This window comes from Paenibacillus sp. MT86 (genome assembly GCF_058792535.1).
On sequence record NZ_CM179499.1, the window covers coordinates 4,254,076 to 4,278,257 of the forward strand.

19 protein-coding genes are annotated in these 24,182 nt (G+C 51.1%); 7 read left to right on the forward strand and 12 right to left on the reverse strand.

The window, feature by feature from the left end; all coding sequences use genetic code 11:
- Window positions 1-91: 91 nt before the first annotated feature.
- From AC3RCL_RS18850 to AC3RCL_RS18865, 4 genes are all read right to left on the reverse strand, one after another.
- The gene (locus AC3RCL_RS18850; protein WP_096773515.1) at window positions 92-634 is read right to left on the reverse strand and encodes a DUF6022 family protein; all 543 of its coding nucleotides are present in this window, start codon (window positions 632-634) and stop codon (window positions 92-94) included.
- Window positions 635-761: 127 nt separating this feature from the next.
- Window positions 762-1,346 (reverse strand): TetR family transcriptional regulator, encoded by a 585-nt coding sequence (locus tag AC3RCL_RS18855; RefSeq protein ID WP_375119440.1) that lies wholly within the window; start codon window positions 1,344-1,346, stop codon window positions 762-764.
- A 277-nt stretch (window positions 1,347-1,623) separates the two neighbouring features.
- Window positions 1,624-2,079, reverse strand: coding sequence for a VOC family protein (locus AC3RCL_RS18860; RefSeq protein WP_492531328.1), 456 nt, complete (start codon window positions 2,077-2,079; stop codon window positions 1,624-1,626).
- Window positions 2,080-2,202: 123 nt separating this feature from the next.
- Complete coding sequence (locus AC3RCL_RS18865; protein WP_492531330.1) at window positions 2,203-2,523, reverse strand: hypothetical protein; 321 nt, start codon at window positions 2,521-2,523, stop codon at window positions 2,203-2,205.
- A 132-nt stretch (window positions 2,524-2,655) separates the two neighbouring features.
- Here AC3RCL_RS18865 and AC3RCL_RS18870 point away from each other — a divergent pair, with 132 nt between their 5' ends.
- Both AC3RCL_RS18870 and AC3RCL_RS18875 read left to right on the forward strand, forming a co-directional pair.
- Window positions 2,656-2,937, forward strand: a complete 282-nt coding sequence (locus tag AC3RCL_RS18870) for a GNAT family N-acetyltransferase (RefSeq protein ID WP_492531332.1) — start codon at window positions 2,656-2,658, stop codon at window positions 2,935-2,937.
- 215 nt (window positions 2,938-3,152) lie between these two features.
- Window positions 3,153-6,167 (forward strand): PAS domain S-box protein, encoded by a 3,015-nt coding sequence (locus AC3RCL_RS18875; RefSeq protein ID WP_492531334.1) that lies wholly within the window; start codon window positions 3,153-3,155, stop codon window positions 6,165-6,167.
- Window positions 6,168-6,280: 113 nt separating this feature from the next.
- Here AC3RCL_RS18875 and pepF read toward each other — a convergent pair whose 3' ends face one another.
- A complete protein-coding gene (gene pepF / locus AC3RCL_RS18880) occupies window positions 6,281-8,080 on the reverse strand; it encodes an oligoendopeptidase F (RefSeq protein ID WP_492531336.1) in 1,800 nt (599 codons plus the stop codon).
- Between the two features lie 554 nt (window positions 8,081-8,634).
- Here pepF and AC3RCL_RS18885 point away from each other — a divergent pair.
- The 5 genes from AC3RCL_RS18885 (at window position 8,635) to AC3RCL_RS18905 (ending at window position 14,686) form a co-directional block, all read left to right on the forward strand.
- Window positions 8,635-10,596, forward strand: a complete 1,962-nt coding sequence (locus AC3RCL_RS18885; RefSeq protein ID WP_192572438.1) for an endonuclease MutS2 — start codon at window positions 8,635-8,637, stop codon at window positions 10,594-10,596.
- Window positions 10,597-10,684: 88 nt separating this feature from the next.
- The gene (locus AC3RCL_RS18890) at window positions 10,685-11,203 is read left to right on the forward strand and encodes a GNAT family N-acetyltransferase (RefSeq protein WP_492531338.1); all 519 of its coding nucleotides are present in this window, start codon (window positions 10,685-10,687) and stop codon (window positions 11,201-11,203) included.
- A gap of 123 nt (window positions 11,204-11,326) precedes the next feature.
- Complete coding sequence (locus AC3RCL_RS18895; protein WP_015734608.1) at window positions 11,327-12,190, forward strand: class I SAM-dependent methyltransferase; 864 nt, start codon at window positions 11,327-11,329, stop codon at window positions 12,188-12,190.
- 4 nt (window positions 12,191-12,194) lie between these two features.
- Window positions 12,195-12,914, forward strand: a complete 720-nt coding sequence (locus AC3RCL_RS18900) for an RluA family pseudouridine synthase (protein WP_492531340.1) — start codon at window positions 12,195-12,197, stop codon at window positions 12,912-12,914.
- A gap of 410 nt (window positions 12,915-13,324) precedes the next feature.
- Complete coding sequence (locus AC3RCL_RS18905) at window positions 13,325-14,686, forward strand: lytic polysaccharide monooxygenase (RefSeq protein WP_492531342.1); 1,362 nt, start codon at window positions 13,325-13,327, stop codon at window positions 14,684-14,686.
- 153 nt (window positions 14,687-14,839) lie between these two features.
- On the opposite strand, the gene AC3RCL_RS18910 is transcribed toward AC3RCL_RS18905, so the two are convergent.
- The 7 genes from AC3RCL_RS18910 to AC3RCL_RS18940 all read right to left on the reverse strand — a co-directional run bounded on the left by AC3RCL_RS18910 (window position 14,840) and on the right by AC3RCL_RS18940 (window position 23,988).
- Window positions 14,840-15,271, reverse strand: a complete 432-nt coding sequence (locus AC3RCL_RS18910; RefSeq protein ID WP_036671860.1) for a MarR family transcriptional regulator — start codon at window positions 15,269-15,271, stop codon at window positions 14,840-14,842.
- A 411-nt stretch (window positions 15,272-15,682) separates the two neighbouring features.
- Entirely contained in the window at window positions 15,683-18,142 is a 2,460-nt protein-coding gene (gyrA, locus tag AC3RCL_RS18915; RefSeq protein ID WP_036665571.1) for a DNA gyrase subunit A, read from the reverse strand.
- 11 nt (window positions 18,143-18,153) lie between these two features.
- Entirely contained in the window at window positions 18,154-20,133 is a 1,980-nt protein-coding gene (gene parE / locus AC3RCL_RS18920) for a DNA topoisomerase IV subunit B (RefSeq protein ID WP_492531346.1), read from the reverse strand.
- Window positions 20,134-20,247: 114 nt separating this feature from the next.
- On the reverse strand, window positions 20,248-21,237 hold the full coding sequence (locus tag AC3RCL_RS18925; protein ID WP_375119436.1) for an ABC transporter permease: 990 nt from the start codon (window positions 21,235-21,237) through the stop codon (window positions 20,248-20,250).
- Entirely contained in the window at window positions 21,230-22,198 is a 969-nt protein-coding gene (locus AC3RCL_RS18930) for an ABC transporter ATP-binding protein (RefSeq protein WP_213577834.1), read from the reverse strand. The genes AC3RCL_RS18925 and AC3RCL_RS18930 overlap by 8 nt, the downstream gene beginning before the upstream one ends.
- A 35-nt stretch (window positions 22,199-22,233) precedes the next feature.
- Window positions 22,234-23,085, reverse strand: a complete 852-nt coding sequence (locus tag AC3RCL_RS18935; protein ID WP_492531349.1) for a GDSL-type esterase/lipase family protein — start codon at window positions 23,083-23,085, stop codon at window positions 22,234-22,236.
- Between the two features lie 144 nt (window positions 23,086-23,229).
- Complete coding sequence (locus AC3RCL_RS18940; protein ID WP_192572443.1) at window positions 23,230-23,988, reverse strand: CAP domain-containing protein; 759 nt, start codon at window positions 23,986-23,988, stop codon at window positions 23,230-23,232.
- Window positions 23,989-24,182 lie beyond the last annotated feature (194 nt).

Below are 24,182 nucleotides of genomic sequence, written 5' to 3' on the forward strand. Positions count from 1 at the left end.
TTTAAATGACGTGTGTCTTCAAGTAACTCAGCTCAGGCATGGAGGCTTACTCTGAAATCAGCTGGTGATGAATGCGCGGTGCCGGGCCCCCCTACTCCTGCAAACTCCGCAGATATTGTTCATATTCTGCCGTAAATTCGAGCGCCTCGCTAAAGTCCGCCGACTTCAGTGAAAGGACCGCAACGACGTCTTCCTTGCCTGTCTCATGCAAGGCTAGAATACGCGGCTGCCTTGGGACCCGAAACTGGGTATGGTCGTGGTATACGATCGTGACGATGGTACCTAGCGGCTCTTCCTCCGGCGACAAAACGGTGCTCCACATCCAGCGCTGCTGGTCGGTTCCTTCCTCGCTTCCCCATTCCCTTGAAATGTCGAAGTCGCCCGGGAATTTCGGTGCGGGACGTATTCCCATTTCCTTGAGCTGCCTGTGTACCGGCAAGAATAACAGGTTTAAATACGTCCCGTACGCCATATCCCCACCCTCGTTGTATGCCCTTCGCAGTTTTTCCCGGTTATCGGTAAGCACCTTTTCCCAGTTCTGTTCAATATGTTCGGAAATATAGCTTCCGATGGCTTCGATCGGTTTGTCCTGCTGTGCTTCCAAAAATGCTTGCAGCGGTTTCAATGGATTCATATTAACCCCTTTCCATTTCATGGATTTTTGGATGTACCTCTCCAGCTTACAACATTCATGCAAATTGTAAGATTTGCTGGATATATGGCCCATATTAGGGGTGAACCTTATCATGTGCTTTAAACCTTTAAAGCCTGAATCCCTGCAGCATGCCGGCAATCACATGCATGGTTTCCTCGATGCCCTTATCCGTTTCCGGCATTTGTGCCACCAACAACGAGCATTCGTTTAAGGCTCCGGACAGGGCATGCGTCAAGGCATCAACCGGAGCGGCCTTCATCATTCCCTGATGCTGCATCAAGGCCAACTGTTCCCTCAGGTGGCTCATCGAATTCTGCTCGTCCATCTCGCGCCATGACTCCCAGCCTGCGACACTCGGGCCGTCAATAAGCATAATGCGCTTATTCCGCGGTTCGACCACGGTCGCAATAAAGGCCCGACATCCAAACAGCAGCTGATCCCAAGGATCCACGTAACGGTCGGCTTCCGCCTCCACGCGCTGCCCAATTTCCGTCTGCACTAATTCGAGTACGGCGAGAAACAGCCCTTGTTTATTCTTAAAATGATGATACAGCGCGCCGCGGGTAACATGAGCTTCGTCGGCAATCTCTTCTAAAGCCGCATGGGCATAGCCTTTTTCCGCAAACTGTGCCCTGGCCACCTTTAGCAGTAGCTGTATGGTTTCGTTCGCTTCGCTTTTGGTTCTTCTCATGATTGCGTTATTCTCTCCTATGCATCATTCGGATGCTGTTCTCAAGGACGACGGAAGCCCCAGCATTTCCTGGTCTTACACCCTTCGCCATGGAGCTTAGCGAATGCTGACGGATCCATGGACGGTATTATCAGATGATTCCGGATGTAAAAGTCAGCGGCTTGCGGCTTTTAATAAATGCCCCCGAGGAAGCTCCGGTACATGCGGCTTACCTCAATCTGACAGAAAATCCGCAAGCTCTCTTACCGAAGTAATCCTTCTGCGCGAAAGGATGTACTCATTCGCCGGTGCCGTCATCCTTCGTGGACCACACCTCTTCATTATACTGCTCCATAAAGGCTTGGGAAGGTGGAATGATCTTAATCATATCGATCAGCACCCCATTCGGGTCACTGATAATAAAATGCCGCTGGCCGAACTCCTCATCACGAATGTCCAGATGAAGCGGCAGCTTTTCATGGATGACCAGCCTTTCGTACTCGGCATCCACATCCTCCACCTCAAAATTGAGTATCAGCCCCTGTACACGCTGCTGATAAGCAGAGGGAACCGTCGGGTGATCTTTGGACAGGATCGCCAGCTCGTAAACGATGGGTCCCTCGATTTCCTTCTTCAAGCTTACATACCAATCCGCTTCAAAAACAACCTCAAAACCAAACAACCGTGTGTAAAAGTCTGCGCTTTCTGCAATCTGCTCTGTCATGATGACAGGATAAAATCCTTGAAGTTTCATATGGAAAACATCTCCTTGTAATTGGAATGATCCCAATTTAACATACATACAGCATGTATGTAAATATTATTTTTTAAAATTTTTCATAAAAAAAGAACCTGCGGTCCGCAGGTTCTTCGTTTGCTACCACAACAAGCTGACTGCCAATAGATTGAACAAGGCTAACGGCAATACGACATTAGGATTGGGGCCGTACGGCACAAATGGAGGGTATCCTGGAAAGAAACCTCTGTTGCCTTGTTCTACAAGAATGTACACATTCTTTGCATCGACATTGATGACGATACCTTCTATGGCTTCATCATCCATCGTATGCACTCTTACCTTGCGATTCACCACGTTTTTCATGGCCGAATGGGCGCTTTCTCTATGTTTCTTCATGGAATGCACCAACTGGTGATCGCATTGAAACAGCATTTGCGGTTGAGTTGAATATTGGTTCATGTTGCTCCTCCTTCATTCTCTTCTACCCGCATTGTATGCAATTGCCCTCTCAAGGGTGTTCGCCTATCCGGAATCCGTTTAATGCACCGCCGATACGGGTATAGTACAACCAGATGAAGGAGGTTAGACATCATGGACAAACGAAATATACAAACGGGGCCAAACAGCTTTTATATTGAGGACAACGGCAAAAAAGTAGCCGAAATTTCCTACTCCCCACAAGGAAACGGAGTGATCAGCATCGATCATACCTATATTTCTCCAGGGCTTCGGGGTCAAGGCATTGCTGATAAGCTCGTTCGAAAAGTGATCGGATACGCCAGGGAAGAAAACTTGAAAATCATCCCCGCTTGCTCCTATGCCGGGCATTATTTTGATAAAAACCTCGACGATCGCGTACTTCTGCACAAGTAAATATGCTGCTAAACAACAATGGTAAACATGCAATCAAAAATGAAGCATCTGTTAGTTTGAACTTGGCCAGCCATAAGAATGCTCCCCTTATCGGTTGGCTTTCGCGCGCCCGGATTTCCAGTCAATATTTAACTTTGGTATTTTCTATTGCGATAGAGCGATCCTATCCTCTATGATCAAATGGTATAGCTTAGCTTAGGGAGGCAATTATTAACATGATGCAAACAGCGGAGAATTGGGTCTGGGAACAGATGTTTGACAAATTGCCTTTTGGGGCGATCCTGATTTCTGCGGTTGACGAGCCTGTTGCGATGGTGAACGACCGATTCTGCGAAATAACGGAAACCAAGCGTTCTGACTTGCTTCAGCTCAAACCTTCCGAAATCCAAGTTTTATCCAACCTATCTATTCAACAAACTTTAGAAGCATTCATATATGACCCAACGTCCACTCTCTCAAAAGATTCCTATTTTATCCGCCAAGACGGGCGCCGAGTACATGTCACTGTGAGTATCTCCCTGCTGGAGCCCCCCTCACAAGACAGGACACCGTGGATCATGTGCTGCCTGGAACCCGGGACCGTGCAGGTGGAGCCGACTTTACCGCCGATCATCAAGAATGACGAACTGCTGGCACTGATTTCAAAAAGCGGACAAGACCTCATATCCATCAGCAGCGCCGACGGCATTATCGAATACATCTCACCTTCTGCCACTGACATACTGGGGTACACCCAAGAGGAAATGATGGGCCAACACCGCGGTAAATACTACCATCAAGTCGATTCCGAGCAAATGAAGGAACCAGGCAAACTGTATTCGGAGAAAGATAGTTTCGTTCGACGCATTCGCCATAAGGAAGGACATTATTTATGGTTTGAAACGTCGTTTCAGCTCATTCGGGGTGCTCAAGGTGAAATTGACAAGGTACTGGCCATAGGACGAAACATAACCAAACGTAAAACGGATGAGGATACGCTGGCCCATGCGCAGCGGATTGCCAAGATCGGTTCCTGGCGCTGGGACTTGATCACGCATACGCTTACCTACAGCGATGAAATGAGGCGAATTTACGGGTATCAGATCAATGCCATCGAGCCGAATCATGACACGCTGATGTCCCTGGTCATTCCGGAGGATCGCGAACGGCTGGAACAGGTTGTGCGCACGGCCGTACAGGGTAAAGCAGACGAAATCATATACCGGATCCGGCTTAAAGACGGACAAATACGAACCATCAGAGCCCAGTGGGAGGTCACCGTTACGAACGAAGGAAGACCTATGGAGATGGTCGGCATGGCACAGGATATTACCGAACAGGTGATGATCGAGCAGCAGTCGCTGGAGAATGAGAATAAGTACAAGCTCATCACCGAAAATTCGCTCGATTTCATATCGCGAAGCACCATTGACTGCTTTACGTTTCTTTACTGCTCCCCTTCCTGCTACGCCCTGCTCGGGTATCGCCCCGAAGAGATGGTCGGCACCAGTACTTTTGACTACGTATACGCTGAGGATATTGCGCCGCTACAGGACTATTTAGAGAATTGCCTGGAAGGCAAAATGCTCACACCGATCACCTTCCGCTATATACATAAGGATGGCAGGCACATCTGGTTTGAGGTCAATTGCAAATATATCAGCACGCAGGGTGGTCAGAAGAATGAAATTATTTCGATTGCCCGCGACATTTCCGAACGAAAATTAATGGAATTTAAGCTGAAGGAAAGCGAGCAGCGCTACCGTTCCCTGTTCGAGTACAATCCATCGGCAGTATACTCCATGAATTTGGACGGTGATTATATAACGGCCAACCAGAATCTCCAGGAATTGACGGGATATACGCTAGACGAGCTTATCGGAATGTATTTCGGGCCGATTGTAGCAGAAAAAGACAAGGCTCGCACGCTGTTTCATTTTAATCAAGCGAAGGAAGGCATACCCCAAAGCTATGATCTGACCATCATTCATAAGGATGGACGTCCCATCGAAATCAATACCATCAACATTCCGATTTTCGTGGATGACGAAGTCGTCGGCGTTTATGGCATTACCCGGGACATCACCGAACGCATTCGGACGATGGAAGAGATCAAGAAGCTCAGCCGGGAGCTCACCCTGTTGCTGAATACGGTATCGGAGGGCATCATCGGTCTGGACATTCACGGACAAGTCGCTTTCATCAATCCGGCCGGGGCAGCCATGCTTGATTACGAGCCTGCAACGACCATTGGAAGACCGTGCGACCAGATCATCAAGGAAATTCGCCATGATGGTACTTTCTATCGCGGGGAAGATTCTCCTCTCGTTCAGGCAGTCAAACAAGGCGTACCGCTGTCCAGAGCCGAAATCGTACTCTGGCGAGGAGACGGTACCAGCTTTTTAGCCGATTATCAGGTTAATCCGATTTGGGATCAAGGAGAGCGCAAAGGCGCCGTCATGGTATTCCGCGATATTACGGACGAGAAAGAGATCATCCGCGCCAAGGAGAACGCCGAACGGGCGGATCAAGCAAAGACGGAATTTCTCACCATGATGAGCCACGAGCTCCGGACGCCGATGAACGGCATTATCGGGATGATCGAGCTGTTAAGCACGACAGAGCTAGACGAAGACCAACAGAATTACATCCATATTCTCATGGAGAGCAGCGGCTCGCTGCTGCACATCCTGAACGAGATCCTCGATTTCAGTAAAATCGAGACCGGCAATATGACCCTCAATCATGAACCGATTGATTTGCGCTCCTTGCTCGAAGTCGTCGTTGATTTATTCTCGGCGAAAGCCAAGGAAAAAGGGTTGTCCTTATCGTTCAACATCAACAGCGCCAATGTCCCCGACGTGATTATCGGCGATGCCCTGCGGCTGCGGCAGGTGCTTGTGAATCTCATCAGCAATGCCATCAAGTTCACGCATGAAGGCAGCATAACGTTGAACGTGGAAGGACTTCGCAGGACGGGCACCCAAGAGTTCACGCTTGCTTTTCAAGTAAAGGATACGGGAATCGGCATAGCGCCCGAGCTCCAGCATCAGCTGTTCACTTCCTTCTCGCAGCTGCATCCATCTTTGAACCGTAAATATGGCGGTACCGGATTAGGGCTTGCGATCAGTAAAAAGCTGGTTGAGCTGATGGGCGGCGTCATTGGCGTCGAGAGCCGCGAGAATGTCGGTTCTTCCTTCTATTTTACGATTCCGACCCATACGCTGCAGGATGTTCACACGAACCCGTAACATTCGGTCACTTTTCGTTCTCAATCTATCTGCGTCAAAAAAAGGGGATCCACGGCTTCTTATGCTGTGGACCACCTTTTTTCTCGTTTTCGCACCGAGTGATCGGTTTCGTTCTATTGGTAGAGGGATTCCAGTTCGTCTACCAGTTTGCCTACATAAGCCACCGCTTTGGAAATCGGCTCCGACGTGGACATATCGACGCCCGCCATGGCCATCAATTCCAGCGGGCTCTTGCTGCCGCCGGCCTTGAGCACTTGAAGCCATCGGTCCACGGCCGGTTGGCCCTCCTCGCGGATCAGCTGCGCCGCAGCTGTTGAAGCGGTCAAGCCTGCCGCATAGGTGTAAGGGTATAGTCCCATATAGTAATGCGGTTGCCGCATCCAGGTAAGCTTCGCGCCTTCGTCAAGTTCCACGGCGTCTCCCCAAAAATCGGAAAGCACTGCGCCCTTAAGCTCGGACAGCTTGTCTGCCGTAATCGGTTCATCGGCCATCGCATAGCGGTATACCCTTCTCTGCATTTCCGCTTCCAGAAGGTGCGTCACGTAATTGTGGTAATAGGTGCTCAGCAGTTGGAGAATGATCCAGCGCCGCATCCGCTTATCCTCGGATTGACTCAGCAAGTGATCCGCCAAGAGAAGCTCGTTCATCGTTGACGGCGCTTCGATAAAATACATGGACGGACGGGCATTAGTGATGCGCTGATAGCGTGCAGCGAGCATCAAATGGCCCGCATGCCCTACCTCGTGTGCTAACGTGAAGGCATTGCGCATATTGTCCGCCCATGCCATCAGGATATAGGAATGCACTCCGTAAACCGATGAACAGAACGCTCCTGTAGATTTGCCGATATTATCGGCATAGTCCACCCAGCGGTTGGAGAACGCGGATTCAACGATCTCGCCGTATTCGGGACCAAGAATCGACAAGGCGCTGGAGATGGTGGCACAAGCTTCTTCATAGGTTACGCTTGGATTGAAATCCGGATCCATCGGCGCTTTCAAATCGCAGAACAGCATCTGATCCAGACCAAGCTCGCGTTTCTTCAGCTTCATCAGCCTGCGCATATGCGGAGCAAGCTCTTTCAGAATCGTATCGTGGATATGAGTGTACATATCCATTGTCACTTGCTGGGGCTTGAGCAGCATATCCGTAACGGAGTCATACCCGCGAAGCCGGGACAGCACCACCTGCTTCTTCACTTCCGTGGCGTACGCCTCGGCAAAAGTGTGACGCGCCCCCTGCAGCGACTTCGTAAAAGACGCATAGGCTTCGCGCCGAAGCTCCGTATCCTCGGACATTTCGTAGGAATTCTCGTACAGACGGAACGAGACCGGCTTGGTTTCATCATTCACTTGAATGTCATCAAAGGTCATATCCGACAGCTTGCTGCGCAAATAGATGCGGTAAGGAGAACCGAGCACCTCGCCCAGCGATGCAAGCACGCTCTCCGTCTCAGGACTCAAGCGGTGAGGCTTGGACTCCAGCAGCAGCGTCAAGCTTCGGGCATAAGGCGCCAGCCCTTCTTCCTTCGTTATGTAATGCTCGAGGGTTCCGTCCTGGAGGTCCAACAGCTCCGATTCAATAAAAGTTAAGGAGGACTGGATGCGGGACAACACATCGCCCGTTTTGGCCGAATTCGCCAGGTTGGACGGGTTGGTTCCGTCTTCCGACTGACGCAGTCTGGCATATGCCCCGACTCGGCCGATGCTCTCCATCAACGCTTCCTGTTCATTTAGGCATTCGAGAAGTACAGATGCACCATCGCCTAGCCTGCCCTTAAACCGCGTCAATTGAGCAGCTTGCGATTCAAGCGCTTTGAGACCCGCTTCAAATTCTTCTTGCGAGACAAACAAATCATCCAGATTCCAGGTAGCCTCGATTGGAACCTCACTTCGTGTCAGCAATTTCCCCATGGATACAGCTCCTCTCCTGTCTTAAGCGATCACTGGCTGCTGCACGGCTTAAGGATTAGCAGCAGCGTCACCCTTCCATCTTATCACAGTTTTTTACGGGAAACGCCTCCTCATTTAAGCCTTGACTTCCGACCGTGTTTATGGATATAGTTAATCCATACTCTTATCTAAAGGAGAGATTTTGATGTCGGTGGTCGTTCTTAACTAACCCAATTTCATATGGATCGAAATGTAAAATTCTGGGCATTTCCTTTTTGGGGATATGTTTATTTTTTGATGGATTCTCATTTCGTCCGTTGAATTAGTTAAGAACTGCGGATATCAATTGAAGCCCCTTTAGGGTTTATTTCGATATGATATGGTCATCCGTGCTGAGTTCAGCACGGATTTTTTGGGTCTCCCCTCTTTACTCAGCGGGGTTATTTGGAGATGTCCCACGCCATATCCATCGGAATAACGGTCTTTGGGCGGAAAGCGAACCTGAGTAGTTCGCTTTCCGCCTTTTTTGCGTTGTATTACCTTCCACCATTTTAGTCTAAAGGAGAATGTAACCCATGAAGCCATTGGCATTAAACAAATTGGAGTATGAGAAAATACGCACCGAACTCGAACGCTTTGCCGTATCCTATCTGGGCATTTCGCACATTCAGAAGATGGCCCCCCTCACCCAGATGAAGGCCATCCGTAATAAGCTCAATGAAACGGAGGAAGCCAAAACCCTGCTGCAAAGCGGGGCTAGCGTGCCTATTCCCTCACTGGAGGGCGTTGAGTTGATCCTGGATTTGCTCGGCACCGGATATGTCCTGTCCGAGCGCGATTTCGGCCATTTGGTCCAGTATCTCAGAAGCTGCCGTCAGCTCATTCAATATATGGCCGCCAAGAGCAGCATTGCTCCGACGATCAGTTCCTACGCCTCTTCCATGCATGAACTGCGCCCGCTCCTGTCCGAAATCGAACGCAGCATTCATGCCGGCCGCGTTGTGGATGGCGCCAGCAAAGACCTGGCGAAAATCCGCAAGAAAATCATCGTAACCGAGGAACGGATCAAGCGTAAGCTCGACAGCCTGATGAGCCGTTACAAAGGGATCATGCAAGAGCATGTCGTCAGCAAACGCGGAGGACGTTACGTGCTGCCCATCAAGAAGGAACACCGAAAAGCCGTGAGTGGCTCGATTCTGGATGAATCGGCCAGCGGGCAGACGGTATTCATCGAACCAGCCGATATGCAGGGGCTTCAGATGGAACTGAACCACCTGCAAGCCGATGAGGTCCGGGAAGAAACCAAAGTGCTGAGCGATTTGACGGCACTCGTCGAGCAGTATCAATACGAACTGAGAACCAACGCCGATACCGTCGGAATCTACGACTACATCATAGCCAGGGGCAAATACGCGATTTCCATCGGAGGGCGCAATGTGGATCTGAACCAGGAGGGATTCATCCATCTCAAATCCGCGGTTCACCCTTTAATCGGCTCCTCCATGGTACCGCTGGACTTCACCATCGGGAAACGATATAAAACCTTAATCATAACGGGTCCAAATACCGGCGGCAAAACTTCAGCGCTGAAGACGGTTGGGCTGATCACCATTATGGTTCAGTCCGGTTTGCTGGTTCCCGTAGCGGAGGGCAGCCATTGCGCCGTCTTTGACGAGGTGTCCGTCGACATCGGGGACGGGCAGAGTTTGGAGCATGCCCTGAGCACATTCTCGGCCCATATCCGCAACATCCGCGACATTTTGCAGACGGCCGGCAGGTCCACGCTGGTATTGCTCGATGAAATGGCTTCCGGAACGGACCCGGGTGAAGGCGTCGGGTTGTCCATCGCCATTCTGGAAGAGCTGTTTCAACGTCAAGCAACGGTCGTGGTCACTACCCATTTTACCGAAATCAAAAATTTTGCCGATCGCACGGCAGGCTTTGAGAATGCCCGCATGGAATTTGATGCCGACACCCTCGAGCCGCTCTACCGCCTGCGGATTGGTGAAGCCGGTCACAGTTATGCTTTTGTCATCGCTGCTAAGCTGGGGATTCCGGAAGCGATCATAGCCAGATCGCGGGAAATCACGGAGGCGGGGACGACAAGAGGTATTGCGGCCTACAGTCACGAGGATAGCTCGGACACCGAAGAACGGGCCGGAGAACCAACCCCGGGTGAATACGATTCCTTCCCTATCGAGGGTCCGGATCAACCCGTAGACGACAAGAATAAAGAAGACGAAGCCCCCGCCTCTTCCCTTTATCAGCTAGGAGATCGGGTCTATGTGCCATATTTGAAACGAAGCGGCACCGTTTATGAAACCATGGACGCTAGAGGTCATATCGGTGTCATGATTCAACAGGAGCGTTTGAAAATCAACCATAAACGGTTGAAGCCCTATATTGCGGCTAAGGATCTCTACCCGGAGGATTATGATCTGGATATCGTTTTTGAAAGCAAAGAGAACCGGAAGAAGCGCAATTTGATGAAGCGCAAGCATGTTGAAGGATTGCAAATTGAAACGAAGCCGGAGTAACGATGCCTGGATCGATAAGTCGGCCGAATGCACGAACACGAATAACGAAATAAAGAAACATGAACCATATATTGAAGGAGAGATAACGATGAACATACGTACCGAAACCAAGAATGATTATGAGCAGGTCAACGAGCTGCTCATCCAGGCTTTTTCCGGTCAGGAAGAAGCGATCCTGGTACAACGATTGCGGGAAGACGGAGCTTTTGAAAGGGAATTGTCTATGGTTGCCGAAGAGGACGGGATCATCAAGGGTCATATTATGTTTAGCCGGGGGAGCCTTCTTGACGGCGATCATACCCATCGGGTAGCTGCGCTAGGGCCGCTGGCTGTGCTTCCGAAGTATCAACGGCAGGGGATCGGCGGGCAACTGATTGAAGAGGGGAAACGGCGGTGTCTCTCGCATGGCTATCCGCTTGTGTTTCTGTTCGGCCATCCTTCGTATTATCCGCGTTACGGTTTTGTCCAGGCCCGAAACCATGGAATCGATGTATCCCAATTCGCCGTTTCCGATGAGGTGTTCATGGTCGCCGAGCTTCAGCAAGGCGCACTTCATGACCTTCATGGCGAATTCCGTTTTCATTCCGCATTCGAAAATTTGGGGTAAGCCGAACTTCATAGACCGTGTCATCCGAGTGGTAGGGTTGAGGCAAGCAATCCTTGGTGGCATTCAGCTTTCAATATGTTGTACAATAAAGTCTAAATGACTATTTGAAGGATGGTTTTCAACATGTATGTAGCTCAAGGTTGGCAAGATTACGAGGTCATCGACACCGGTGGCGGTGAGAAGCTGGAGCGCTGGGGCGATGTCATTCTAAGGCGTCCGGATCCGCAGATCATTTGGCCGATTGAACGTGAAGACGGACAATGGCGCAATGTACACGGACATTATCACCGCAGCTCGTCCGGCGGCGGGCAATGGGACATGAAAAAGCAGCTGCCGGATCGATGGACCATCTCGTACGACCAATTGAAATTTCATATCCGACCGACCAATTTTAAACATACCGGCTTGTTCCCGGAGCAGGCTGCGAACTGGCGCTGGATGATGGACAAAATCGCTTCCGCCGGTCGTCCGATCAGCGTGCTGAACCTGTTCGCCTATACGGGCGGAGCTACCGTCGCTGCGGCCTCTGCCGGTGCTCAGGTCGTCCACGTGGATGCTGCGAAGGGGATGGTTCAATGGGCCAAGGAAAACGCTGCATTGTCCGGCCTGGCTGACCGCCCTATACGTTATATTACGGATGACGTGTTTAAATTCGTGCAGCGGGAACAGCGTCGGGGAAACAAATACGATGCGATCATTATGGATCCTCCCTCTTATGGGCGCGGACCAAGCGGAGAAACGTGGAAGCTGGAACAGAGCCTGTATCCATTCCTCGAAAGCTGCATGAGCATCGTATCGGATAACCCGCTGTTCATGCTGATTAACTCCTACACGACCGGCATCTCCCCGACCGTTCTGAACAACATGCTCACCATGACCATGAAGCCGAAGTACGGCGGATTGATCAGCGCAGGCGAAATCGGATTGCCGATTACCCGCTCCGGCATGAACCTGCCATGCGGCATCCTGGGCCGATGGGAGTCCTGATTCGATGAGCAGACGGGGACCAGCAACGTATCCGGCCGTGCCGATTCTTTTCGAGGATAATCATGTGTTGGGCGTAACCAAGCCGGTCAACATCCCCTCGCAGGAGGATGCTACCGGTGATCCCGACATGCTGACCATACTGAAACAGGACATCAAGGAGCGTTATAACAAGCCGGGGAACGTTTTTTTGGGATTGGTGCACCGCCTTGACCGTCCCGTGGGCGGAGCGATGGTATTCGCTAAGACGTCCAAAGCCGCCTCCCGATTATCGGAGGCCGTCCGGAGCCGCAGCTTCCGTAAGCAGTATGTAGCGGTCGTTCACGGTGTTCCAGCGAAAACTTCAGGCCGGCTCGTGAACATGCTGTACAAGGATGCGAAAACCAACACCGTCCATGTTACCTCCAAAGGGACGGACGGAGCCAAGGAAGCCATTCTGGATTATACGGTGCTACAAGCAGCGGAAGGCGTAAGTCTTGTCCTGATCGAGCTGCGCACGGGCAGACCGCACCAAATACGTGTTCAGCTCAGCCATGCGGGTCATCCGCTGTTCGGCGATCAGAAGTATGGAAGCAAGGTGAACAAGGCCGGCCAACAGATTGCCTTATGGTCCGTGTTGGTCGGGTTCCCTCACCCTGTTACCAAAGAGGACATCTCCATTCGTTCCTTGCCGCCTTCCGTTTATCCCTGGAGTATCTTCAATATGGACCAGCTGGGATCGACATGACGAACCTATCAATGTATGTTAAAAAAACGAAATCCATCATTGGATTTCGTTTTTTTGTATGTCTACGCCTAATGCTATGACTATGTAATTAATTACATATAATGTAATATTTTATCCCTCTATCATAATATATTATCCCTTTACTTTTAACAAAGAATGGCAAAGAATAGTAACCAGAATAGATTAACATTTTTTAGTTGATTTGTACAATCATGGTATGAACCTCATCTTGGGGTTTATATAGATCACGGTTGCCGAGGAGGAGGATGATCAAGGATAATCCATGAAGGAAGTCGCTAGCCGGTTCGGTCCTGTTTAGTGCAGAGCAAGTAAACCCGCAGCATAAGGAGGTTTGATCAGCAGCAGGAGTCCGCTGAATTTCAAATTCAATATTCAAGGAGGTATTTGTTATGGATCAGGCTCAGTGTCAAACAAATCACCGCTTGCATTTGAAACCGCTGTGGATTTTTTTAGGAAGCACACTGTTGTTTTTCACCATTATGATCATTACGGCAAGCAGCGTTTCCGCTCATGGTTATATCGAATCACCGGCCAGTCGTGGTTATAAGTGCAAGCTCGGCGAGAACGTCAACTGCGGCAGAATCATCTATGAACCGCATTCCCTGGAAGGGAAAGGGAACTTTCCGATCGGCGGACCGGCGGACGGCCAAATCACCGGTGCCGGAATCTTTACCGAACTGTATGAACAGACGCCAACCCGCTGGAGCAAGGTAAACATGAACGGCGGGCCGAACACGTTTAAGTGGGTGCTGACCGCAGCCCATGCTACATCCGATTGGAAATATTATATTACGAAAAAAGGCTGGGATTCCAGCAAACCCCTCGCACGCGCAGATCTCGAATTGTTCTGCTCCTTCAATGACGGCGGCAAACAACCGCCGAACACCGTAACCCATACTTGTAACGTACCTACCGACCGCACCGGCTACTATCTCATCCTCGCCGTATGGGAAATCGCCGATACGGGAAATGCCTTCTATAACGTGATCGACGTGAACCTGAATAACGGCAGCGGCAATCAGGACACGCAGGCACCGACCGTGCCGGCGAATCTGAGAACCACAGGGGTTACAAGCAGCAGCATTTCGCTCGCCTGGAACGCCTCTACGGATAACGTAGGAGTCACAGGCTATGAAATCTATCGAGGCTCCAATCTAGTGGCAACGGTATCCGGATCCACCCTGAGCCACACCGTTACCGGCCTGCAAGCAGGCACCTCCTATACCTTTACGGTAAAAGCCCGTGACGGAGCAGGCAACGTATCACAGGCGAGCAGCCCGCTAACCGCCAGCACATCAAATCCCGTTCCGGACACCCAAGCTCCGACGGCTCCAGCCAATTTACGATCTGCGGGATCGACGTCCACAAGCGTATCATTAGCCTGGAACGCTTCCACGGATAACGTCGGAGTAAGCGGCTATGAGGTATATCGGGGCACCACGCTGGTTACGACGGTGTCCGGCAGCACGCTATCCTATACAGTTGGCGGATTATCGCCAAACACGACCTATAGCTTTACCGTAAAAGCACGCGATGCGGCAGGCAACGTATCCCCAACCAGCAATGAGCTGCAAGTCACCACGGCGGACGGCTCTGTACCGGAAACTCCGGCCTGGGCTCCGAATACTTCATACCAGCAGGGAGCTTTGGTCACGTATGGAGGCAAAACCTATGAGTGCCGCCAAGCCCATACGTCCCTGCCTGGATGGGAACCCGCTAACGTGCCGGCTTTATGGCTGCTTAAGTATTAACTTCATCAAAATCTGCCAAGGTTCATATTTGATCACGTGACTAGAAAGCAATATTAGCAAAACAATGAAACCGCCCCCAAAGTCGGAGCTGCCGCAGGCAGCCAGACACGGGGGCTTCTGTGCATTCCATGTAGGGTGCTGGGTCAAAAATGCCTACGCCTCGACCAGAACCTCCTGCGGAGCCGTGCTGATCTTTCCCAATAGATAGACAAGCAGCTGTTGATTATGCGAGGATATGCGGTTCAAGATCCGGGAAAGGTACTCCTCCCTAACCTGTAATCCGCGCGTATATTCCTCGCGTCCTTTATAGGATATCGTCACCCAGACGATCCGTCTGTCATTTGCGTCCCGTTCCCGTTTGATCAATTCGTTCTTCTCCATCCGGTCCAATAGCATCGTTACGGCAGCCGGACTTGTAGCCAGGTAAGGAATGAAATCGGAAGGTTTCATCCGCTTCTGCTCAGCGAGCACTTCCAGCACCATGAGTTGCGACTCCGTCAATGTCGGGGCCAATCCGGCTTCCATATGGAGTTTATAATCCTTGGCCAGCTTGGACCACACCTTGGCGAATTCGGCAGTATGCATGTTTATCCCGTCCCTTCCGTTATAACTGTCATGATCAAACATCGAAATACCATCTGAGTTTGCGGAACTGTACTCCGATGAATGAACTTCCGTTTGAGCCAGCGTCATGATTTTTCATAATAGTTTATAGGATTAACTTTTCGCTGGACGCCAGCCAATATCCTTCTTTTTTCGTTAAAAAATATAATTTCCAATCAAGCGACAAAACCCGTCATGCCTTGTGTGACGGCGTTTCTCAACATTCAGCTTACTTCGACAGCGCCAGACATATGTCAAATAGTATAAATTCAAATATGCGTCATCCAACGCTAAATACAACAAAAGCACCCCGACAACCGTTCATCGAAGGTGCTTTCGTCCATTCATCTCTATTCAAACCATATCCGAATTAAAGGAAAGGCTCGCTCTTGCCTAACCTTCTTTGCCTAACTCTGCATGCGGGAGACTGACCAAATCGACAATCTGCCCGTTCTTGCCGACATCGGCCAGTAGTTTACCAATCGATTTACGCTCCATAATCGGAACCTTCTCCGTGTGAATCGGGAAAGCTTGCCCGTCTTCGCTATAAGCGTTAATCTGCAGCGGCTCGCGACAATAGAACGCGCCGACGATGGCGCTGCCGTTTGGCTTCACCCGCTTGCCTTCCTTGAACTCAAACGTGGCCATGCCTTTTCCGCCGCGGCTTTGGGCCGGATAATCCAACAGCAAGCTTCGTTTGCCGTATCCAAGATCCGTGATGGTCAAAATCTCGCCTTCATCGTTCTCCACCCATAATGCCGCAACGACCTCGTCCCCGTCTCGAAGCTGGATTCCCCGAACCCCGCCGGAAACGCGTCCCATGGCATTGACTTCCTGTTCATTGAAGCGGATGCTCATCCCTTCTTTCGAGATCAGCACGATATCTTTATTGCTGTCACTCATAACGACCTGGATGATGCTGTCTTCCGCAGCTACCTTCGCTGCCGCAACCGCGCCAGACCGTTTGGTTACGTACTCCTTGAGATCTGTCCGCTTCACTTGCCCTTTGCGGCTCACGAAGACAAGCGATTTGCCCGCTTCGTCAAAGTTCGAAACCGGGATGACCGATACGATATGGTCCTCTTTCGGTACCTGGATCACGTTAACGATGGCCGTACCGGCATCTTTCCACTTGTACTCCGGAACCTGATGCACCGGCAATAAGAAATATTGCCCGCGGCTCGTGAAGATCAGCAGATTCTCCAGGGTATTGACTTCAAACAACCGCGTGATGTAATCCCCTTCCTTGACGCCTGAGCTTTCCAGCTCACCGCCGCTGCGGGTGAAGGATAACATGCTGGTACGCTTAATATAGCCTTCATTCGACAAGGTTACGAGCACATCCTCGGCGTTAACAAGCACTTCAAGATTCACCTTGATCTCTTCCACTTCTTCCTGGATAACCGAACGCCGGTCGATGCCGTACTTCTCCCGAATTTCGATCAACTCTTTGCGAATGACGCCAATCAGCTTCTTATCGCTGTCGAGAATCGCACGCAAGCCCTCGATTTTCTTCGTCAGCTCGTCCAGCTCTTTTTGCAGGGAATGAATTTCAAGGTTGGTAAGACGGTATAATTGCAGCGTCAGAATCGAGTCGGCTTGTCTCTCCGTGAAACCGAACATCCATTGCAGATTGTTCTGGGCATCCTGGCGATTCTTGGAAGCCTTAATAGCCGCAATCACTTCGTCCAGTATGTTGAGCGCCTTGACGAGGCCTTCCAATACATGTGCCCGATCCTCGGCTTTCTCCAGCTCGAACTGCGTCCGGTGGGTGACGACTTCACGCTGATGGTCGATATAGGCCGACAGCATCGCTTTAAGCCCCAGCTGCTGAGGGGTTTTGTTCACGATGGCAACCATATTGAAATTGTACGTAATCTGCAGGTCGGTTTTCTTGAACAAATAAGCCAGAATCCCGTTCGCGTCGGCATCCTTCTTCAGCTCCACGACGATGCGAAGCCCTTCCCGTCCGCTCTCGTCCCGTACCTCGGCGATGCCTTCGACTTTTTTCTCGAGACGAATGTTTTCCATCGCCGTAACCAGTCTGGACTTAACAACCTGATAAGGAATTTCCGTGATGACGATCTGCTGTTTACCACCACGAAGCGATTCAATGTCCGTCTTGGATCGCAGATAGACCCGGCCTTTGCCTGTCCGATAGGCATCCAAAATGCCTTCGCCGCCCATGATGATACCGCCGGTCGGGAAGTCCGGGCCTTTTATGAACGTCATGATCTCGTCCAGCTCGATCTCCGGCTTCTGCATGACGGCGATGCACGCATCGATCACTTCCCGCAGATTGTGAGGCGGGATTTCAGTGGCGAAGCCCGCGGAAATCCCGCTAGCTCCGTTCACAAGCAGATTCGGGTACCGCGAAGGCAGCACAACCGGCTCCTTCGCCGTGTTATCAAAATTGTCCTTGAAGAGCACGGTACGCTTCTCGATATCGCGCAGCAGCTCCATGGCAATCGGCGACAGCCTGGCCTCGGTATAACGCATCGCTGCTGCCGGATCATCGTCCTGGGAACCCCAGTTTCCGTGACCGTCCACAAGCACATGTCCCATTTTCCATGGCTGGGCCATCCGAACCATGCCTTCATAAATCGATGAGTCCCCGTGCGGATGGTAGTTACCCATGACATCCCCGACGGTTTTCGCCGATTTGCGGTATGGTTTATCCGGTGTGTTACCCGAATCGTACATGGCGTACAGAATCCGACGCTGAACGGGCTTCAGGCCGTCACGAACGTCCGGGATCGCCCGGTCCTGAATTATATACTTGGAATACCGGCCAAATCGGTCACCTACAACCTCTTCCAGAAATGCCGGCAAAAATTGCTCCGATAAACTCATTCATTCACCTTCTATTCCTCAAACTCCGCGAAGTTGACATTTTCAACGATCCACCGCTTGCGGGGATCTACCTTATCTCCCATCAGCGTAGACACGCGCCGCTCCGCTTTGGCGGCATCTTCGATTTGAACCTGCAGCAAGGTGCGTGTTTCCGGGTTCATCGTCGTTTCCCATAACTGCTCCGGGTTCATCTCGCCCAGTCCCTTGTAGCGCTGCAGCTCAAAATTTTTGAATTCCTTCAAATAATTAGCCAGCTGCTCATCCGTCCAGGCATACCGCACGGTTTCCAGCTTGCCGGATTTGCTGGCGATTTTATACAACGGAGGCTGTGCAAGATAGACGCGGCCTTCATCAATCAACGGCTTCATGTATCTGTAGAAGAACGTGAGCAGCAGCACCTGAATGTGGGCTCCATCCGTATCCGCATCGGTCATGATGATGATTTTCGAATAATTGCTGTCCCCGGCGGTAAACTCCGTGCCGATCCCCGCGCCGATCGCGGATACGATCGCACGGTATTCGTCATTCTTCAGGATGTCGGCCAGCTTGGATTTTTCCGGGTTCATCGGCTTCCCTTTAAGCGGCAGGATCGCCTGGATCTTAGAATCCCGCCCCTGTTTCGCCGAGCCGCCAGCGGAGTCCCCTTCGACAATGAACAATTCGGTTCGCGAAAAATCCTTGGACTGAGCCGGTGTCAGCTTGCCCCCAAGATTGGAACTCTCGCTGCGCTTCTTGCCGCTGCGCATCTCATCCCTTGCCTTCCGGGCCGCTTCGCGCGCTTTGGAGGCCTGAATGGCCTTCTTCAGCAGCGTTTGGGCGATCTGCGGATTTTCCTCTAGGAAAATTTGCATCTTCTCGGTAACGATGCTGTCCACCGCGCTCCGCGCAGAGGCGCTTCCCAGCTGGTCCTTCGTCTGACCCACGAATTCGACCTCAGCCATCTTGACGCTGATTACGGTCATCATGCCTTCCCGGAGGTCATTCCCCTCCAGATTCTTGTCCTTTTCCTTCAGAAGATTGTTCTTTCGTGCATAATCGTTCATGACGCGGGTATACGCCGTCTTGAAGCCCGTCTCATGCGTACCGCCTCCGCGCGTCGGGATCGAGTTAACGAACGAGGCCAGCGTTTCGGTGTATCCTGCATTATATTGAAGGGCGATTTCGACTTCGATGTCATCCTTCTCGGCATAAAAATGGATCACATCGTGCAGCACGTCCTTGCCTTCATTCAAGAACTGCACGAACTGGCTTGCGCCGCCTTCATAAAAAAATTCTTCCCCATTCCCGCTCCGCTCGTCTTTCAAGACGATCCGGAGTCCTGAATTCAGGAAGGCGATCTCCTGTAAGCGCTCTGCAAGCGTGTCGTAGTTCAGATGCGTTCCCGCGGTAAACACGCGCGCGTCCGGTTTAAACGTGATTTTCGTCCCTGTTTTGTTCGTATTGCCCAGCACCTCAAGACCGGTTACCGGTTCTCCGACATGCTCTTTTCCTTTTTTGTCCTGCCAGTACTCGAAGCGTTGGCGGTGAATTTTACCTTCGCGGTATATCTCCACTTCCAGCCACTCGGACAGCGCATTGGTTACGGATGCGCCAACGCCGTGAAGGCCGCCGGACTTCTTGTATCCGGAACCGCCGAATTTGCCGCCGGCATGCAAAATCGTGAATACCACCTGCGGCGTAGGAATGCCGGTCTTGTGCATCCCGGTCGGAATGCCGCGCCCGTTATCGTATACCGTCGCGGATCCGTCTTTATGCAAAGTAATTTCAATTCTCGAGCAGTACTTGGCCAAATGCTCGTCTACGGCGTTGTCCACAATTTCCCATACCAGATGATGCAGACCCGACGAGCTTGTGCTCCCTATGTACATGCCTGGCCGTTTGCGTACCGCAACAAGGCCTTCGAGCACTTGAATGTCGTCAGCATCGTATCCTGAACGGTTAGTACCGCCGTTCTTTGATGACTCTGCAAACATATCGATCTGTTCGACCATTCATGCTCCTCCTTCAATTTCACGTATCTCGTGTTTTCTATTTCTACATTCCAATATTTTAGAAGAACGCGGTTCTCTAAAAAATGCAAACAAATGTTTCATGCTTTGTCCATTTTAATTCAAGATATCCCTTCTCGTAAAGACACTGAATGCAACAATAACCGCACAAATCGCCCAAATGGCTAATACGGCAAGGGAAAAATTCAAGGTCATGCCCTCGATCGGCGGCAAATTGCCCGCCAAATAACTGGTCAAATTCAGGTTTACCATGAACAAATATTTCGCGCTGCTCCATGCCGACGCCATATTCGTCAGAATATTTCCGGCGATCAATGCCGCCATCATAATGACGATGCTTGCCGCCGTGCTTCGAACCAGGACGGATACCATAAAAGCCAGCATGCCGACGCATACGCCGACAAACCAGACCAAACCGCCCTGCATCAGCAAATACTTCCATTGGGGCACCGCATGAACGCCGGACATATCCACGTCTGACCCGACAATTTGGAAACCCGTGAATACCGGGATGTCAAACCCTTTGTAGCCGAAAGCGAGACCCGAGATCAGGTAAGCGATGACAAAGGTGGACACGACAATGAGTGACGTGAACATAATCAAGGCTGCCAGTTTGCTCAGCAGCACTTTCCAGCGCTTTACCGGCCTTGTCAGGAGCATCTTAATGGTGCCGGTCGTCCGCTCTCCGGAAACGATATCCGAAGCAATGGCCATGATGAGCAGCGGGATAAACAAGGATATCGCATTGTTCAGAAATTCCCGCGTGAACGTTACCCCGTTTGGTTGATTAGGATTCACATCATGCTGCAAATAATACTGCATCTGCTGAATAAAGATTTGCCGATATCGTTTCCATTCATCCGGCACCCGGTCACTGCTAAGCGAATTCTCATTATCCGTGATCCGCTGCTGAAGCTCAAGCCGCCAGTCGCTGTTAAACTTCTCCCGGCTCCGTTCCGCGGATTTCATCTGGGCGTATGTAAACATGGGCACTAGGACGAGGAGAACCAGAAGAACCACATAAAACCGCTTACGCTTGATAATTTTGATGCATTCGTTCTTGATCAGGGGCAACAGGTTACTCAATGCTCTCACCCTCCGTCATCTGCAGGAACAGCTGCTCCAGCGTAGGATTGATCCGATGAACCTCCCGGACCTGCACGCCGGCGCCAACCAGCCTTTCCACAGCCCTTGATGCATGTGCAGCATGCATTCGGGTCACAACGGCATCCGGTGACATGCCTGCCAGTACATTATCGTCAAGCACATCCTCCGGGCGGTCCACGATCTCGCAATAATCCAGCTTCTGCAGAATTCGTTTGCCCTGCACGGCGGGATTTAGATCCCAGATGACATGATCGCTGCTGCCGGCAATCAATTCATCGACCTCGCCTACCGCAAGCACCCTTCCGCTGCTTATGATGGCTACCCGATCGCATAACAGCTGAATTTCGCTCAGCAGATGGCTGGAAACAAATACGGCCAAGCCCTCCTCGGCCAACTGATGGATGAACTGCCGCATTTCTTTGATTCCCTTCGGGTCAAGACCGTTCGTCGGCTCGTCCAGAATGAGCAGCTTCGGCCTGCCGAGCAAGGCCTGGGCGATCCCCAAACGCTGCCGCATGCCAAGTGAATAAGTGCTGACCTTGTCATGGATTCTTCGATCAAGCCTGACCGTATCCACAACTTCCTGTATCCGCTGATCGTCAATACCGGGCTGCATTCTCGCAAAATGCTCGAGATTTTCCCAGCCGGTCAAATACGAATACATCTCCGGATTCTCCACGATGGAACCAATATAGCGCAGCGCCTGCTCCTGCTGGCGGTTCACATCGTAACCGCAGACCTCGATCCTGCCGGATGACGGCTTGATCAAATCCACAAGCATTCGGATCGTGGTTGTTTTTCCTGCTCCGTTCGGCCCCAGGAACCCGAATATTTCGCCCGCGCGCACATCGAACGACACATCATGTATAATCCATTTTCGACCGATTTTCTTTTTTACATGCTGGACGGATAGTACGATTTCCTGCGCTTGTTCATTCATCGATTTCCATCTCCCCACCTGACATCCTCTTCATGCTACAGCATACCTTCTACAATTCGATCCGCGATGGCCTGATATCCTGCCCCGTTCGGATGGAAATGGTCCGTGGACAGATACTCGCCGAGCTTATGCTGAAACAGATCGAATGTAGGGACAAGCGTCATATTGGGATCCCGGTTTACGAGCTCCATGACCGCATGATTCCATGCTGAGACCACGACATTGCCGGGTATCAGCAATTCTTCCAAATCGGAAAAGGGATGATACAAGCCGATATAAACAATTCGGGCATTCGGATTAATGTCCCGAATCTTCTCAAGAATTGTCTGCAAGCGTTCGGAGGCCTGCGGCAATGCGCCCATCAGCATGGCTGGATCGAGCTCCAGCTCGCCGGCATCCGCCGCCCCCTCCATCAGCCCGCTTCCTTGAAAGATATCATTGCCCCCGATAGACAGCATAATGACGTTGGCTTCCTTCAAGGCATACTGTATTCCCTTGTCGTCCAGCTTAGGGAGAAGTCCCTCGGTGGTCATTCCGTTTATTGCCAGATTGGCCAGCAGGCTGGCCGTTCGTCCATCGCCGTTCAATTGTTCGACGCTTCGGCGGACAAAACCGCCCCCGGTACTGTCCCCCGTTCCCTTGGCAAGCGAGTCTCCGATCGCCGTCACTTTCAGATCATTTGGCAGCACCGCTTCCGACGGAGCCCGTTCCGGCTTCGGCAGCGCAGTCTCTTGGCCTGGCTCGGCGGATTCGCCGCCGGTGAGCAAGGGCTGACCTTGAGGATCATTAATATCCTTAAACGCATACACGAAACCGAATATAAGCACAATCGTTACGATAATCGACACGGAGGCCGTGATACGCCATATCCATGCAGATGACTTCATGACATTCCCCCTACAAAAATCCTCATGTACATTACCTTAAGACTTCTATAAAAAATTTGCAAATCAAAACACGCAAAGAAGACTGCCCCGGACGCAGTTTTCTGCGCGCCCGGGGCAGCCTATCATGTAAAACAACATCCGTGCTTATTGGCTGATGAATTCCTGAACCCAGTATCCGTTGTAATATCCCACACCGATCATGGTGAAATTAGGAGACAGGATATTTTCGCGGTGACCTTGGCTGTTCATCCAAGAGTTCATGACTTCCTGCGGCGTGCGCTGCCCTTTAGCGATATTCTCGCCGGCATAGCCGTAAGAAATGCCGTAAGCCTTCATCATATCGAATGGAGAGCCGTGCGTTGGCGAAGTGTGGCTGAAATAATTGTTATTGCTCATGTCCTTCGCTTTGTCCAGTGCTACCGTTGTCAGCTTGGCATGTACCGTGAGCGGCTTCAGGCCAGCTTTCGAACGCTCTTGGTTCACCAAGTTGACAACTTCGGAAGCAAAATTCGATTGCTCCGTTGTGCCCGCAGATTCGGAAGGCTGGGACGGAGTCGTAGATGGCTTGCTCACAGGCTTGCTTGCTTCCGGTTTGCTTGCTTCCGGTTTGCTTGCTTCCGGTTTGCTTGCTTCCGGTTTGCTGGTCTCAGGCTTGCTTGTTTGAGGCGTCTCTGCAGGCTTGTCCGCCTGAGGCTTTTCCGTTTGCGGTTGTTGGACGACCACCCATTTAAACTGCGACTCCAAGCCTTGGCTCTCCAGGAATTTCTGGATCTTCTGTTGCCAGTTTACATAATTATTGCTATCAGCAGGTGCAGCCGAAGCCGTTGTCGGCAGCATGATGCCAACAGCCAATACAGCCGCGATACTGCCGCCTGCGATTTTCTTTATCCAATGGTTGTTCATGAATACTCATCTCCTATGCTCATAGTTGTAGAGTTTGCTTGACCGCCGTTCTAAGATGTTGAACTAGTTGGGTGTGGGGCGGTCAGGCATTGGTTACATTTTTGTAATCAGGTACGAACACATTGTAACACATTTGATACCTTCGGCAATCCTACAATTGTTGGAAAGGAGTCCTTGAATTCCTACTTTATGCT